12 protein-coding genes are annotated in these 15,138 nt (G+C 50.9%); 6 read left to right on the top strand and 6 right to left on the bottom strand.

Going from position 1 to position 15,138, the window contains the following annotated elements; genetic code table 11:
• Nucleotides 1–95: 95 nt before the first annotated feature.
• Nucleotides 96–584, bottom strand: coding sequence for a hypothetical protein (locus KHS78_RS15120; protein ID WP_211829305.1), 489 nt, complete (start codon nt 582–584; stop codon nt 96–98).
• A 146-nt stretch (nt 585–730) separates the two neighbouring features.
• On the opposite strand from KHS78_RS15120, the gene KHS78_RS15115 reads away from it, so the two are divergent.
• Nucleotides 731–1,138 carry a desulfoferrodoxin family protein gene (locus KHS78_RS15115; protein WP_211829304.1) on the top strand — a complete coding sequence of 136 codons (408 nt, stop codon included), beginning with the start codon at nt 731–733 and terminating at the stop codon, nt 1,136–1,138.
• On the opposite strand, the gene KHS78_RS15110 is transcribed toward KHS78_RS15115, so the two are convergent.
• Nucleotides 1,139–2,509, bottom strand: a complete 1,371-nt coding sequence (locus KHS78_RS15110; RefSeq protein ID WP_211829303.1) for an MBL fold metallo-hydrolase RNA specificity domain-containing protein — start codon at nt 2,507–2,509, stop codon at nt 1,139–1,141.
• Between the two features lie 231 nt (nt 2,510–2,740).
• Between KHS78_RS15110 and KHS78_RS15105 the strand changes: the two genes are divergently transcribed.
• Both KHS78_RS15105 and KHS78_RS15100 read left to right on the top strand, forming a co-directional pair.
• Nucleotides 2,741–3,349: a MarC family protein gene (locus tag KHS78_RS15105; protein ID WP_211829302.1), complete on the top strand. Its 609-nt coding sequence runs from the start codon at nt 2,741–2,743 to the stop codon at nt 3,347–3,349.
• A gap of 63 nt (nt 3,350–3,412) precedes the next feature.
• Nucleotides 3,413–4,045 carry a DUF2846 domain-containing protein gene (locus KHS78_RS15100; protein WP_211829301.1) on the top strand — a complete coding sequence of 211 codons (633 nt, stop codon included), beginning with the start codon at nt 3,413–3,415 and terminating at the stop codon, nt 4,043–4,045.
• A gap of 59 nt (nt 4,046–4,104) precedes the next feature.
• Here KHS78_RS15100 and KHS78_RS15095 read toward each other — a convergent pair whose 3' ends face one another.
• Nucleotides 4,105–4,872 carry an enoyl-CoA hydratase gene (locus KHS78_RS15095; RefSeq protein WP_211829300.1) on the bottom strand — a complete coding sequence of 256 codons (768 nt, stop codon included), beginning with the start codon at nt 4,870–4,872 and terminating at the stop codon, nt 4,105–4,107.
• A gap of 113 nt (nt 4,873–4,985) precedes the next feature.
• Here KHS78_RS15095 and KHS78_RS15090 point away from each other — a divergent pair, with 113 nt between their 5' ends.
• Entirely contained in the window at nt 4,986–6,527 is a 1,542-nt protein-coding gene (locus KHS78_RS15090) for a PhoPQ-activated protein PqaA family protein (protein ID WP_211829299.1), read from the top strand.
• Here the strand turns inward: KHS78_RS15090 and KHS78_RS15085 are convergent.
• On the bottom strand, nt 6,497–7,435 hold the full coding sequence (locus tag KHS78_RS15085) for a 2Fe-2S iron-sulfur cluster-binding protein (RefSeq protein ID WP_211829298.1): 939 nt from the start codon (nt 7,433–7,435) through the stop codon (nt 6,497–6,499). The two genes, KHS78_RS15090 and KHS78_RS15085, sit on opposite strands and share 31 nt — an antisense overlap.
• Before the next feature lie 198 nt (nt 7,436–7,633).
• On the opposite strand from KHS78_RS15085, the gene KHS78_RS15080 reads away from it, so the two are divergent.
• Complete coding sequence (locus KHS78_RS15080) at nt 7,634–9,154, top strand: fumarate hydratase (protein WP_211829297.1); 1,521 nt, start codon at nt 7,634–7,636, stop codon at nt 9,152–9,154.
• Nucleotides 9,155–9,206: 52 nt separating this feature from the next.
• Here KHS78_RS15080 and KHS78_RS15075 read toward each other — a convergent pair whose 3' ends face one another.
• The gene (locus KHS78_RS15075) at nt 9,207–9,968 is read right to left on the bottom strand and encodes a GNAT family N-acetyltransferase (RefSeq protein ID WP_211829296.1); all 762 of its coding nucleotides are present in this window, start codon (nt 9,966–9,968) and stop codon (nt 9,207–9,209) included.
• 1,325 nt (nt 9,969–11,293) lie between these two features.
• Here KHS78_RS15075 and tnpA point away from each other — a divergent pair.
• The gene (gene tnpA, locus KHS78_RS15070) at nt 11,294–11,746 is read left to right on the top strand and encodes an IS200/IS605 family transposase (protein WP_211829295.1); all 453 of its coding nucleotides are present in this window, start codon (nt 11,294–11,296) and stop codon (nt 11,744–11,746) included.
• Nucleotides 11,747–12,246: 500 nt separating this feature from the next.
• Here tnpA and KHS78_RS15065 read toward each other — a convergent pair whose 3' ends face one another.
• Nucleotides 12,247–15,102, bottom strand: coding sequence for a valine--tRNA ligase (locus KHS78_RS15065; protein WP_211829294.1), 2,856 nt, complete (start codon nt 15,100–15,102; stop codon nt 12,247–12,249).
• Between the last annotated feature and the right edge of the window lie 36 nt (nt 15,103–15,138).

The following is a 15,138-nucleotide window of genomic DNA, read 5'->3' as shown; positions in this document are numbered from 1 at the left end:
ATCCCCAAATAAAGCTGTTTAATGTTCCGCTTTAATGACTGTATCCTTCTTTTATTAATAATCAATTCCGTGCAATGGTATTCTTTTTCTAAGGGTTATTCATTATAGGATGTGGTTGTTGCCGTAACATGCACATCGGTTGAACTGTCATTGCTGTAAGTCACGTCAATACTAACGGTGGTTGGTCGCTGTTGTCCCTGACTGGCCAGGTTGTCATTTGGCAGTGAAATATCAATCGTATCTTCCAGTTCGTCGATCGTGATTCCCACATTGACGTTATGCTTTTCCCGTTCATCGTCGTCGCTCTGACCGGCGGAGGTTGCCTGAAGTGCGCCCGGGACAGACGCATCGGCCATGTCTTCACTGGCCATGCTGGGCAGCGGGAAGGTGTTGGACGTGGTTCGGCCATAACGTAAGGGCGCGTCTGGGGGCGGTTCGGTGTGACCGGGCGGATAATTATGGTAGCCATCGCCCATATCATACACCGGAACGGATGGGTCAGCGTTCTCGTTGTCAGCGGCGTGGACAAGTGAGAATGAACCCACTAGAAGCAGTAAGGGGTAAAGTTGTCTGGTCAACTTCATGGCTTTTCTTGTCATTATTGTTGTTATTGATTGTCGATATATTCTGCCATCTCTGCGGGGGCGTGGCCACTCTCTCAGGCGCTTTCATTGCTAGGCTTGCTGCAACATGACCCGGGCTGTAGAGGTGCGATGTAATGAGTGAAGGCATGATGAGAAGAACGTTCCTGCATTACGGATTGGTGGCTGGTACGGCATCAATGGCGCTGGCACTGGGGCAGGATAGTGTGGCAGAGGCTGTTCAGCCGATTACGCTGACAGGCGGTTGGCAGAGCCGGGCCGGGGGTGACGCCCATATTCCGGACGTGACGGTCTGCCGGGAAGGGGAGCTGGTACGCATCGGCATTGTGGTTCGGCATGTCCAGACCGTTGCGCACCATATATCCGCTATTCGCCTTTATGATCACCAGCGCCAGGAGCTGTGTGGCATGTCATTGCATGCCGCCCTGTCTGTGGCGGAAGGGCTGTTTGTGTTGCGCCTGCCGCCGGGAAGCGTCCTGTTCGCGGTGAGTGACTGCAATCTCCATGGACTCTGGATGAAACGTTTCAGTATCTGATCAGTCTGGATCAGGAATCTCAATCGTTGTGCCCAGTTCCGGTACTTCAGCCGACCAGCCAAAACGTGTCTGAATATGCTCCGCTAATGACACCGATGCCGTGGGTTCACCGTGGGTGATCAAGACTTTTCTGGGGGGCTGGTGCACTGCTGTGAGCCAGTCAAGAATCCCCTGGTAATCGGCATGGGCGGATAAGCCTTCCAGATTATGAACATCCGCATTGATCGTCACCTGCCGACCGTGGATTTTTACCTCTCGTGCGCCATTCACCATTTTTTCACCACGGGTGCCCGGCGCCTGGAATCCCATGAATACGATGCTGTTACGGTGGTTGGGGGCCAGGGTGTTCAGGTGGTGCAGAACGCGGCCGCCGCTGGCCATGCCGCTGGCGGAGATGATGATGGCTGGAAAGGTGCGGCGGTTCAGCGCCATGGATTCTTCCATGGTTCGTACATAGTGGGTGCCGGCATCAATGCGCTGGCAGTCTTCATGGGTTAACCGATGTTTCTCAGGATGCTGGTAAAACAGCTCAGTCGCCTTGATCGCCATGGGGCTGTTCAGGTAGACCGGTAATTCGCGGGGGATGCGGTTCTGAAGCTTGAGCTGGCTGATCATATGCAGGGCCAGTTGCGCCCTGCCAACCGCGAATGAGGGCATCAGGACAATGCCGCCCCGTTTAGCGGTTTTGTTGATGATCTGTTCCAGTGTCACCAGCGAATCGGTTTCGGCATGCAGGCGATTGCCGTAGGTGGATTCCAGTACCAGGTAATCGGCCCGCGGCATCGGTTCGGGTGGGTACATGATAGGGTCGTCGGCACGACCAAGATCACCGCTGAAACAGAGGAGGTGTCGCCCATTGAACACCTCCAGTGTGCAGGCGCCCAGAATATGACCTGCCGGACGGAGTCGCAGGGTCAAACCCTTGCCGATATCGTTGATGCTATCGAGAGGCAGGGGGCGAAACAGTTTTAATGAGCGACGGGCGTCTTCTTCAGTATACAGCGGCAGGGCGGGCTGATGCCTGGAAAAACCGTGTTTGTTGGCAAAGCGAGCGTCTTCTTCCTGGAGGTAACCGGCGTCAGGGAGCAGCACACGACATAAGTCCCTGGTGCCCTGGCTGCAGTAGACGGGTCCGTCATACCCCTGTCTGACCAGTGCGGGCAGATAACCACTGTGATCAATATGCGCATGAGTCAGAACAACAGCGTCAATGTCTTCCGCTGGTATCGGTAAGGGTTGCCAGTTTCGACGACGATAGTCTTTTAGTCCCTGGTACAGTCCGCAATCGACCAGTAGCTGGAAGCCATTGAATGTCACCAGATACTTGGAGCCGGTGACGGTACCGGCAGCCCCCAAAAATGACAGTTGCATGCTTATTACTTCCCCCGTTTGGAAACGATCAGGGTGTTCTTCCCGCTTATAGTACGCCTCTTGGCACGGGGGATTATTGATCTGTATCGGCCGGCTGCGGACTTCCGTCAGAAGGCCGTTGTCAGATTTTCGTATTGTAAACAATAAGCTACATAAATGGGTTGGTGGTAATCAGCGATTTCTGATAAATAACGCGCCGACAGTAATGGAATAACCTCAGGTGGTGTCTCAATGGAAATGCTGATTAAAGATTTCATGATGTTGTGGTCGACGATTGATCCGGTAGGGACGCTGGCACTGTTTACCGGACTTACCGCGCGATTGTCTGCGCAACAGCGTAGAAAAACGGCAATCAAGGCGACACTATATGCCAGCGTTGTGCTGATTGCCGCACTGATTCTTGGCCAACTGATATTAACGGCCATGGATATCAAGCTGATCTCTTTACAGTTGGCCGGTGGCGTCATCCTGTTTCTGTTTGGTTTGCAAATGATCTTTTCTACGCATATCCAGGAGCCTGGTGAAACAGAGCCGGGGCATGATCTGGCCGTTTTCCCTTTGGCTGTGCCATCGATCGCTAGCCCCGGTGCGATTATGGCCGTGATTACCTTGACCGATAACCGGGTGAAAACCCTGTATGAGCAGACGGCGACGGCGGCGGTTCTGTTACTCGTATTGCTGGTAACCTGTGGCTTAATGCTCATGGCAGACCGTATTTTCAAGGTGATTGGTCATAACGGTTCCGCGATCATTGTCCGTATCATGGGCATGATACTGGCGGCACTTTCGGTGGAACTCATCATGACGGCAATTGGCGTTGCGCCCTGGATGAGCACCTGATAGATAGCACCGTTTGCAAAAAACAGGCAGAATGAGCACGCGAATGTGTGGAGAATAACAATAATGAAATCACTCAGCCGAATCAGCGTCGTGCTGTGCGTTCTGTATTTCCTGTCAGCCTGCAGTTCCTGGGACAGGACGTTCGGCGCCTACCTGAAACCCGTTGACGGGGCGTTGTATGCGACGCAGGCCAGTCCTGAACTCGATAACGCCCATGTCATTATCTATCGCCCCTACAGTGAATGGGCGGAAGAGGAACTGGAAGCACCGACCGTGTATGTTAACGGCGAGCCCGTCGTGAATATCAGCAGTAATGGTCATCAAGTGCTGGAACTGGCGCCGGGTCAGTATCAGTTTCTTCTCAAGCGCCCGTTCTTTGGTTTGGACCTGTTTTTTCTGGAAGATTCTTTTCTGGCCGAACAGCCTATCAATTTCAACCGGATAGCCAGTTTTTCCCTGGATGTGGCAGGTGGTGGGACCTACTATCTGCGTTACGCAGAGTTAACCTCGCCCAGGCTGGATCCGACGGCAGGTGATATGCCTCTGGGTGATGGACCCATGCAGTTTGTTTCTCGCTCTTCAGCCAAGGCGGAGCTTGAACAAACCCGGGCGTTGAATCCGGTTGTGGTGTTGTCTGCACCGGTTCAGGAAACTGTTGCCCAAGTAGCAGAAAATACGTCCTGGTGGTGGTTCTAGCACCGAAAACCTATCAATGACCTGGGGGTGAAAACATCCAGGCCATTATCGATAGGGGCTTATTCAAATGCGCTGAAATCGGCGGGGCGTTTCTGCATAAATGCCATCATGGCCTCCCGTGCCTCAGGTGATGCAAGGCGTTCCACAAAGGCAGCGCCTTCACGGGCAATTTGCCGAGAGATCTGTTCTTCAACCGGCTCTTTCATTAGCCGTTTGGCCATGCGGATAGCCGCTGGTGGCAATGCGGCAATTTCCCGCGCTTTGTCGAACGCTTTTTCCTGGTAGTACTCATCGAAGACAGCATTAGCGATGCCTGCGCTGACAGCTTCCTCTGCACGTAGGGTGTCACCCAGTAGCAGGAGCTCTGTCGCCCGGCGATGGCCGACCATTGCGGGTACCAACAGGCTGGATGCGTATTCCGGACAAAGCCCCAGTTTGACAAAGGGCATCTGAAGTTTGGCGTCAGGCCCAAGATAAACGAGATCACAATGCAGAAGCAGCGTGGCGCCAATGCCGACAGCGGGGCCGTTCACGGCGGCAACGACCGGTTTGCGGCACTGTTGCAGTGTACGCATGAAACGAAACACAGGGCTGTCTGGCCCTGATGGCGGGTGGGACAGGAAGTCCTGCACATCATTACCACTGGTGAAGCAGTCATCTGTACCGGTGATGAATATGGCTCGTATTTCGCTCTGTTCATCCGCCTGCAGCAATGCGGCTGCCAATGCGTCATACATGGTATGCGTCAATGCGTTCTTTCGTTCAGGACGAACGATCCGGATTTGCAGGATACGTTCAACAACGTCTGTTTGTATTGAATCGGTCATGTTCAGGCACCAGCCCTGTTATCGTCATTTTGTCAGTGGGCCGGGGCATTATGTCATACCCTGTAGGGGCACGATATGACTACTCTGACAAGGTATTAACCAGGAATAATGGCATGGCTTGCACAAGTTTCATGTTTAACAGCGGTCGGTTAGTAGTGCTTGTTCTTGCAGGCGTACTGGCGGTGATGCCCGTACTGTCTGCCTGCGGCATGATAAAGGATGGGGATAACCCTGTGCACAGGACTGCGTTGGATGACTATATTCAACAACCGGATAATAGCTGGGAGTGGACGCTGGAAGGGGAGGCGTGGCAAAACGTTGCCGATTTTCCTAATGCTAAAGTCAAGCTGTACCAGGTCAGTATGGTCTCCCAGACCTGGTCTGCGGCGATAAAGCATGGTGTTTCTGAACCAGTCTGGCGTCATCGGTTGATGATTTACCGACCCGAGGTTGTTCGCTCAGAAAAGGCGTTTTTGTTTATTGATGGAGGGACTCGATACCCACGTGATCCTGAATATGGAGACGTGACTTACGATGTATTCAATCAGGTTGATTTCGCCAAAATTGCGGCCAGTACCGGCGCGGTCGTTGTCGACCTGAAAGATGTACCGAATCAGTATCTGCGCTTTGCGGATGGTAAGCCGCGTAAGGAAGATGATCTTATTGCCTGGACCTGGTATCACTATCTCAAGGATCCTGAGGAAAGTGAGGCATTGCTGTTGCAGTTTCCCATGGTCAAGTCAGCAGTACGGGCGATGGATACCGTTCAGGCTGTATTATCGTATAAAGGCGTTGATGTTGAGCGTTTTGTTCTCGCGGGGGCTTCCAAGCGGGGGTGGACCGCGTGGCTCACTGCCGCTGTTGATAAGCGAACCGATTCACTCATACCTGTCGTGATTGATATCCTCAAAAGTGAGGCGTTTATTGATCATGTTTATAAGGCGCATCAGGGAACGATTCCGGCACTCAGTGATTATTATGCACCCGAGCATGATGTCTTTTCCTATGTTCATACCCCTGAAATGTATCGTTTGCTGATGCTGGTGGATCCTTATCGCTACCGTGATCGCCTGAACATGCCAAAATATATTGTTACTGCGTCAGGTGATGATTTTTTTCCGCCTGATTCCGCCAAGCTCTACCTGCAAGAACTCCTGGGGCCAACGTGGATGCGCACGTTTCCCAATAGTCGACATTATGTCTTCAGGGATCCCGGTGGGCTGGCGCGGGCTACGGATACGTTTGAAGCATTTCTTGGTGCAAGGGTTGATAACAGGCCGTTGCCGGATGTGAACTGGAGTCGTCCCGGGGTTGGGCGCTTGGCTGCGAGTATGCCGGTTTGCCCAAAGCGTGCTGTTTTGTGGCAGGTGACCAATCCTGAGGCTCGTGATTTTCGAATGACAGCGCTTTCCCAGAACGGGTTGCAGTATAAACCCGAAAACGTGGCGATTCAGCGAGTAGAACCTTGCCAGTTCAGTATTGATGTTGAGTCGCCCAAGTCTGGGTGGACGGCGTGGTTTGTCGAGCTGGCCTTTGATAATGCGCCCTATCCAGACATGGTTGTGACATCCAGTGTCTCCGTTATTCCTGATTTATACCCTGAGTCCTCCTATACCCGTGGCAATCAGGCGGAAGGTATGGGCGAAAAGGGTTGAGTAACGAGATGCGTGTCTGGATAACGTCTTTTTTTCAGCGTGTGCTCTAAGGTGAGCACACTGTCATTTTGACCAATTAACTTGATCTGCGCATTTTGGAAGCGACGTTCTGCCAACAGTTCATCAACCCTCTCTATTGGTGCTTCCAGAGTGATAGTCTGCAGAAGTGATTCAGGCAGGTCGTGATGGCGAAGGAAAAACGCTTCGGGCGATTCGGTATCTGCATGTAAGAGTGTTACAAGGACCGATGAGGGATTGTTTAATAGTGTGTCACGAGTGATTGCCATAGCGGCGCCAATACCAACGCCGCTGCCAAATAGGATGGTGGGCTTGTTATCCCTGCCTGGCTGGTAGTGACACTGGCCGGCCAGTTCACTGAGTGTCACCTGAGTGCCACAAGCCGCTTCATCAAACAGCCATCGGCTGAACTTGCCACCGGCTCGCCGTTCCACATGAATCAGCAGCTCGCTGTCCAGTTCTGGTTGTGACAGAAGACAATAACGGCTACTGTCCGTTGTATTACGCCAAAGCAGGATGTGCTGTCCGGGTCGATACTGCAGTGGGAGGCGTGGTGCCAGCCTTATAGCGAGCAATGTGGGAGAGAGAAAGTCTTTCCCGGTGATCACAGCTGGCTGGGGTTGAAGGTGGCGTTCAGGCAAGCGAACGGTGATATCGCTGGTGGGATAGCATTGACAGGCTAGGAAAAACCCACTTTCTACCTGGTCTTGTGAGAGGCTAGAACAGGCCTCTTTAGGTACTGAGCCTTGGGTGGTTTGCATCAGGCATGAATGGCATAACCCGGCCCTGCAGGACCATGGAATGCGACAATGCTGCTCCAGCAGTGTTTCAAGTAGCGATTTTCCTGACTTTGTTTGGTAAGACTTATTACCAAAATGGATTTGTACCATTTCCTCTCTCGTTGAAGCGGTCTGTTAGAGACTTTTCGAGTGTAACCGAGTTGTCCAGGGCAAAGAATCCCCCTCTTTATGGATAGTGGTATACTCCGATCACACCTTCATAATAATGCATTACCGTGTTCAGCCATGGCGATGGGTTTGTTCGTCGGAAGGCGAGCGGATACGCCAGTCAAAGGAGTCCGGAAAACGATGACTGTTATACGAGAAGAAGATTTTATACAGAGCATTGCCGACGCTTTGCAGTTCATTTCCTATTACCACCCGGTTGATTTCATCAAGGCTGTCCACGAAGCCTATGAGAAGGAACAGTCTCAGGCAGCCAAGGATGCCATGGCGCAGATTCTGATTAATTCCCGTATGTGTGCAACGGGCCGACGTCCTATCTGCCAAGATACGGGTATTGTGACTGTTTTTCTTAAAGTAGGCATGGATGTTCGCTTTGATACCAAGCTAGGTGTGGAAGACTTAGTTAATGAAGGTGTTCGGCGTGCTTATACGCACCCCGATAATGTCCTGCGCGCGTCCATTCTTGCAGATCCTGCCGGGAAACGGACAAACACCAAAGATAATACGCCGGCCGTTATTCACACTAGCCTGGTACCTGGTGACAAGGTGGATGTTCAGGTGGCTGCCAAGGGGGGGGGCTCTGAGAACAAGTCCAAATTGGCCATGCTGAATCCGTCGGATGATATTGTTGAGTGGGTGGTCAAGACCGTCCCTACTATGGGCGCTGGTTGGTGTCCGCCGGGTATGTTGGGTATCGGCGTTGGGGGGACGGCAGAAAAGGCCGCAGTATTGGCAAAGCAGTCCTTGATGGATCCCATTGATATCCATGAACTCCGTGACCGCGGTCCTAAGAGCAGAATTGAAGAGCTTCGTCTGGAAATCTTTGAGGCGGTTAACAAACTCGGTATTGGGGCGCAGGGGCTGGGCGGCTTAACGACCGTGCTTGATGTCAAGATCATGGACTATCCAACCCATGCAGCCTCTAAGCCGGTGGCCATGATTCCGAATTGTGCCGCTACTCGACATGCACATTTTACATTGGATGGCTCCGGCCCTGCCGTTTTGACGCCTCCTTCCATGGGCGATTATCCGGATATTACCTGGGAAGTTGGAGACAGTGTCCGTCGCGTCAATCTCAATACGATAACCGCAGAAGATATCCGTGATTGGCAGCCTGGTGAAACCGTGTTGCTTTCAGGAAAAATGCTCACGGGTCGTGATGCCGCACACAAACGTATGGTGGATATGCTTGCCAAGGGTGAGGAACTACCTGTTGATATGAAGAACCGTTTTATCTATTACGTTGGGCCAGTTGATCCTGTGCGTGATGAAGTGGTCGGACCTGCCGGTCCGACGACCTCAACCAGGATGGATAAATTTACCCGCACCATGCTCGAGCAAACGGGATTGATTGGCATGATCGGTAAGGCCGAGCGCGGTCCTACTGCGATTGAGGCAATTCGCGATAATCAAGCGGTGTATCTGATGGCGGTCGGTGGCGCGGCCTATTTGGTTGCACAGGCAGTTAAGCAGGCCAAGGTAGTCGCATTCGATGATCTTGGCATGGAAGCAATTTATGAATTTGATATAGAAGATATGCCCGTGACGGTGGCTGTTGACAGCAAAGGAACATCTGTTCACCAGACGGGGCCAGAAGAGTGGCGTGACAAAATTGCACAGTTTGAGCCGGTGAAAATCAGCTGATTGCGTCACTAAAAAGGGGGAGGAATCCCCCTTTAGTTAATGCCATCTTCGTTCAGAGAAACCGGTTGACATAGCGATGCGTATGTCGATTAAGCTCATGCAGGTCCAGAAGAGTAAATACATCAGCGACACCGAAATCTCGATCCCAACTGGGTTCCCCGCAAACTTTTGCACCCAGGCGAAGGCAAAACTTGAGAAAGGGGGGGATGGAGGTGACGACATTGTCGGGAAGATCGACCTGCGGTAATGGCACAAGGGGCGTTGCTTTGATACGGCTGGTATCCATATAGTTTGCACGAAGTATGCGCATAATCGCTTCCGCCTGAATACCTCCATCATCCATGCTGATGCTGGCACAGCCAATGAGAAACCGTACCTCGGTATCGGTTGTTGTCAGCACTTTGGAAAGCGCTTGCCACAGGCTGAGAATGGCACTTCGATTGCGATAGTCTTCATGAATACAGACTCTCCCCAGTTCAAGAATGGGGTCTGGTAATTCTTTCAGGCCTGGTAAGATAAACTCATTTTCACTGTAAAAAGAACCAATTAACTGGGCTTTTTTTTCGGTCAGCAGGCGGGTTGTTGCAATGGTCTGGTTGTTACTCCGATCCTTCACAATGAGATGGCGGCAAAGGGGGTCAAAGCTATCGTAATCCATGCCATTTTCACAATGTGAAAACCGTGCACCGAAGGTCTGATTAAAAACACTGTGCCGTAGCCTCATGATGGCTTCCATGTCATCACGAGTGACAGCCATACGGGCTTCAAACGGTGTACAATTGCTGTTTCTGCTTTTTCTGACTGTCGTCGGCATTGAGTTCTACCTGTCTTTAGTCATGGCCATCAGAAGTAATATATAAAGTACCTGATTTATTACGCTGTCCTGATTACTGTTGCCATTCATACAGTACTGTTTGGTTAGTGATAGGCATGGATTTCTCTCTGAGAGTTAAAGGAGAGCCCAATAATTTACGGTTAACCATGGACAACGCCAAGGTTATACAAGGATAGACTTCCGCTTCAAAGACGCTCGTTAAATAATGGCATTTATATACAAACGTCAGTGTGACGCCGACATTCGGTTAATGTACGTTTGTTCTCATATCAACAAGTTGAAAGTGGAATTTATAGTGTAAATAGAAAAAACGTGCGATTAATAGCTCTTGGGTAGACTGCCCTGAAAAAGTAAATAATGTTTTGTTTGTTAATTATGAGTGTAATGTCAATTTTTGTTCGAATATCATCTGGTTTTTGGTTTTGTCTGTGCGTTCGGTAAATACACTTATATGTTTTTTGTTTTAGTTCTTAAAGTGAGGCGTGTTTTGCACGCAAAAAAAGTGTGACTTTAGTATTTGTCAGGTATGCACAGAATATGTTGAAATATTTTGGATTTATAAGAGGTTGATTGTATCTCAAAAAGGAGAGTGTGATGACGAAATCTTTATGGGTCAACTGGTTATCTGCGTTCTCAAGTGAGCGTCAGTGTGTGAATGCCCTCTGAGAATGCAGATAAGGTGGCAGAAGAAGTCACGATTTGAGGAATGCAAAGATATTGTCAAAGCAGCTTCAATCTTGTCTTTTTGGGGATAGTGAGTGCAGGAGTGTAGGGATGCAGAAAGTTGTCAGAGGGCATTACAATCGTTGTTTGCAAACTATGCAGATGCGTCTGATATTAGCACTGGTCGTAACGGAGGGTGGCGGAGGTTCATTTTAATGACATACAGTCGGAAATGGATTTTTCTGGCTGGCTGTATCTACGAAATGGGTATGAGCAAGGAGTATGAGTAGCAAGCCTGAGTTTAGTTCCAAAAGGTAGCGTTGAGGCTGACCATGTATTTTTGCGAATGGTTACGCTAACGCCTTGCATACCAGTGAAGGTTTGTATGTATTGGTGTCGGTGAACGGATTTATGGGGGGTATAGGATTCGTGAGAATTAGCATCAATTACTGAGCAGGAAACTGCCCTGTCTATGACATTACTGGAATTCAAGGGGTGATCTCAGGCTGTTGGGCGCTTAGCGTTGAAAGGTATGTTTTGTTTAATTAATCATTAGGTAAACCCGGGGAGACTCGCATAGGTTTTACCGAGGCGTCGGTAGCTAATCTCGAGGTTCTGCCAAGAATCACGAGAATTCACCTATGCCAGACTACAAGAGTCTGACCCATACCCGTTGGGATTGTAAGTATCACGTAGTTTTTTTTCCGAAGAGACGTCAGAAATTGATCTATGGAAGGTTGAGAAAGTTTCTTGGAGATATATTTCATGAACTAGCCAGGCGCAAGGGCTGTGAAATTATTGAAGGCCACTTGATGCGTGATCATGTACACATATGTATTAGCATTCCTACAAAGTATTCAGTGTCACATGTTATCGGCTATTTGAAAGGCAAGTGTGCCATAGCGATAGCTCGTCACTTTAAAGGTCGACAGCGAAATTTTAATGGGGAGAGCTTCTGGGTGAGGGGCTACTTTGTGACAACAGTTGTTCTGGATGAGGATGTTGTCAGGACGTATATCCGTAATCAGGAAAAGGATGATGAACGGCAGGATCAGTTAAAGCTTGGTTGGGACTCGCGCCCATGGGCGCAATAAAAGCCCTTTGAGGGCGTCACCTAATAAGCCTCCGGCTTTGCCGGAGGTCATTTAACTAATGGTTTGGCGAAGGTTTGATGTTTATAGTTGATTTTTTGTCACATATATAAGGGTGATGTGGGATGTTTGAATTTTTATGAAGGGGGCGGGAAGTTAAATAATAGCCTGATTCAAATTTTTCGGGAATCTAAGCGTGATGGTCAGTGATAGTTGTTTGAAGGTCTCATTTGGAAGGATCTGATATTTTTAAGGGTGTAGAGGGAATGTAGATAGGTGTTCTTTGGTTGAGTTCTTTATACATTAATAAAGACAGTATTTTCTCAATGTATAAGCTGTTAAAAAGGTGGCAATTATATTTTAGTTGTCTTTTATTTTTAGGCTGATTAAAACTTTTGCCATTGTGGCAGCGATAATACTTGATTGCTGTCACAATGGGTAGTATTCCGTAAATATGAATGTGCATCAATATCTTACTTGATGCACTTATTCACTGGTATGCCTTAAAGCTGTCTGATAGTTTCCATCTGTTCTTCCAACTTTGTCTTGGCAGATTTTACTTCCGCCAATTTGGCTTTTTCCTTTTCAACGACATCGGCAGGCGCCTTACTGACAAATTTTTCATTGCCCAGTTTGCCGGCCAATCGCGCAGTCTCTTTTTGGAGGCGATCCACTTCCTTGGTCAACCGTGTCAGTTCCGCTTCCTTATCGATCAGGTCAGCCATGGGAACCAGCACTTCCATCTTGCCGACTAGCTGAGTCGCGGACATGGGGGCGACTTCGTTTGCACCAAGCATGCGAATATTACTCAGTTTGGCCAGCTTCTTGAGGAAGGACAGGTTATCACCCAGCCGCTGGGTGTCTTGTTCCGTACAGTTGCGCAGCAAAACATCAAGCTCTTTGCCCGGAGCAATGTTCATTTCGCCACGGATATTCCGGATACCGACAATCACGCCCTTGAGCCATTCAATGTCTTGGTCAGCCAGAGCGTCAATCAGGGCTTCGTCTGGTGTGGGGAATGTCTGCAGCATGATGGTGTCGCCATCCTTGCCTGCCAGTGCCTTCACCTTGTGCCAGATTTCTTCAGTGATATAGGGCATGAACGGGTGTGCCATGCGAAGTATGGTTTCCAGTACACGGACGAGAGTCTGGCGGGTGCCGCGCTTGCGTGCGTCTGAGGCGCTGTCGTCCCACAGTACAGGTTTGGACAGCTCAAGGTACCAGTCGCAGTACTCGTTCCAAACGAACTCGTATAATGCCTGGGACGCATGATCCAGACGGAAGGATTCAATCGCTTCGGCAACCGTTTTTTCTGTCTGCTGCAGGCGGGAGATGATCCAGCGGTCAGCCAGGCTGAGCTCAACTTCACCGCCGTTCTGTCCGCAGTCCTCACCTTCAGTATTCATCAGGACATACCGGGTGGCATTCCAGATCTTGTTGCAGAAGTTCCGGTAACCTTCGATCCGGCCCATGTCGAACTTGATGTCACGTCCGGTGGAGGCCAGAGAGTAGAACGTGTAACGCAGAGCATCGGTACCGAAGGCGGCAATGCCATCCGGGAAGTGCTTGCGGGTCTGCTTTTCTATCTTGGCCGCCAGCTGGGGCTGCATCATGTTGCCAGTACGCTTTTCAACCAGGGTTTCCAGCTCAATGCCATCAATCAGGTCCAGCGGGTCAAGGACGTTACCCTTGGACTTGGACATTTTCTGGCCTTCCTGGTCACGGACCAGTCCGTGTACATAGACATGCTTGAACGGTACCTGGGGCTTGCCGTCTTCATCTTTCATGAAGTGCAGGGTCATCATGATCATCCGGGCAACCCAGAAGAAGATGATGTCAAAGCCGGTGACCAGAACATCGGTCGGGTGGAAAGTCTTCAGACGTTCCGTGGCTTCGGGCCAGCCGAGCGTGCCGAAGGTCCAGAGCGCGGAAGAGAACCAGGTGTCCAGTACGTCATCGTCCTGACGCAGCGTGGTGTCAGCAGGCAGTTGGTGCTTGTCGCGGATCTCTGCCTCATTGTGGCCAACATAGACATTTCCCTGCTCGTCATACCAGGCAGGAATACGGTGGCCCCACCACAGTTGGCGGGAGATACACCAGTCCTGGATATCACGCATCCAGGCGTAGTACATGTTTTCGTACTGTTTGGGAACGAACTGGATCTCGCCGTCTTCAACGGCTTTGATCGCCGGCTCCGCCAGCGGTTTGGCGCGGACGAACCACTGGTCAGTCAGCAGAGGTTCAATGATGACGCCCGACCGGTCGCCATAGGGAACGGTCAGATCATGATCTTTGGTGTCGTCCAGTAGACCGGCGGCTTCCAGGTCAGCCAGAATTTGTTTGCGGGCTGCAAAGCGCTCCATGCCCCGGTACGCTTCGGGGATAACTGTGTCGACACTGTCGTTTGGTGTGCCGTCCATGTTGAAGGCATCGGCCTTGTCGCTGATGTCACCGTTGAGGGACATCACATTGATCATGGGCAGGTTGCAGCGCTTGCCGACTTCGTAGTCGTTGAAGTCGTGGGCTGGCGTAATTTTTACGCAGCCAGTGCCTTTTTCCATGTCCGCATGCTCATCACCCACGATCGGAATACGACGGTTGACTAGTGGCAGGATGATCTCCTTGCCGATCAACATCTTGTAACGTGGGTCTTCCGGGTTTACGGCAACACCGGTATCACCCAGCATGGTTTCCGGACGGGTGGTGGCGACAACAATGTAATCCTTGCCGTCGAGGGTGGTTTCGCCATCGGCCAGCGGATAGCGCAGGTGCCACATATGGCCCTTGACGTCTTTGTTCTCGACTTCAAGGTCAGAGATGGCGGTATGCAGCTTCGGATCCCAGTTGACCAGCCGTTTGCCGCGGTAGATCAGGCCATCTTCGTGCAGTCGGATGAAGACTTCCTGTACTGCCTTGTAGAAACCGTCGTCCATGGTGAACCGTTCGGTTTTCCAGTCGACGGAAGCGCCCAGACGGCGCAACTGTCGGGTGATGGTACCGCCGGATTCATTTTTCCATTCCCAGACTTTATCCAGGAATTGCTCACGGCCCAGGTCGTGGCGGCTCTGGCCTGTTTCGACGGCCAGCTTACGCTCGACCAGCATCTGGGTGGCAATGCCGGCATGGTCGGTGCCTACCTGCCAGAGGGTGTTGTTGCCCTTCATGCGGTGGTAGCGGATCAGGGCATCCATGATGGAGTCCTGGAAGGCATGGCCCATGTGCAGGCTGCCGGTCACATTGGGCGGAGGAATCATGATGGTGTAGGGCTGGCCTTCGCCGGTCGGTGCGAAGTAACCGTTGTCTTCCCAAGTCTGATACCAGGAACGCTCAATGGCGTGGGGGTTGTAGGTCTTCTCCATAGCGGGGATAAAACTGCCTGTCGGAGGTTAAAAGGA

The sequence above is a fragment of the Kistimonas asteriae genome (genome assembly GCF_018263925.1).
Classification (GTDB): domain Bacteria; phylum Pseudomonadota; class Gammaproteobacteria; order Pseudomonadales; family Endozoicomonadaceae; genus Kistimonas; species Kistimonas asteriae.
Note: the sequence above shows the minus strand (reverse complement) of the source record. Positions and strands in the feature narration are given on the sequence as shown.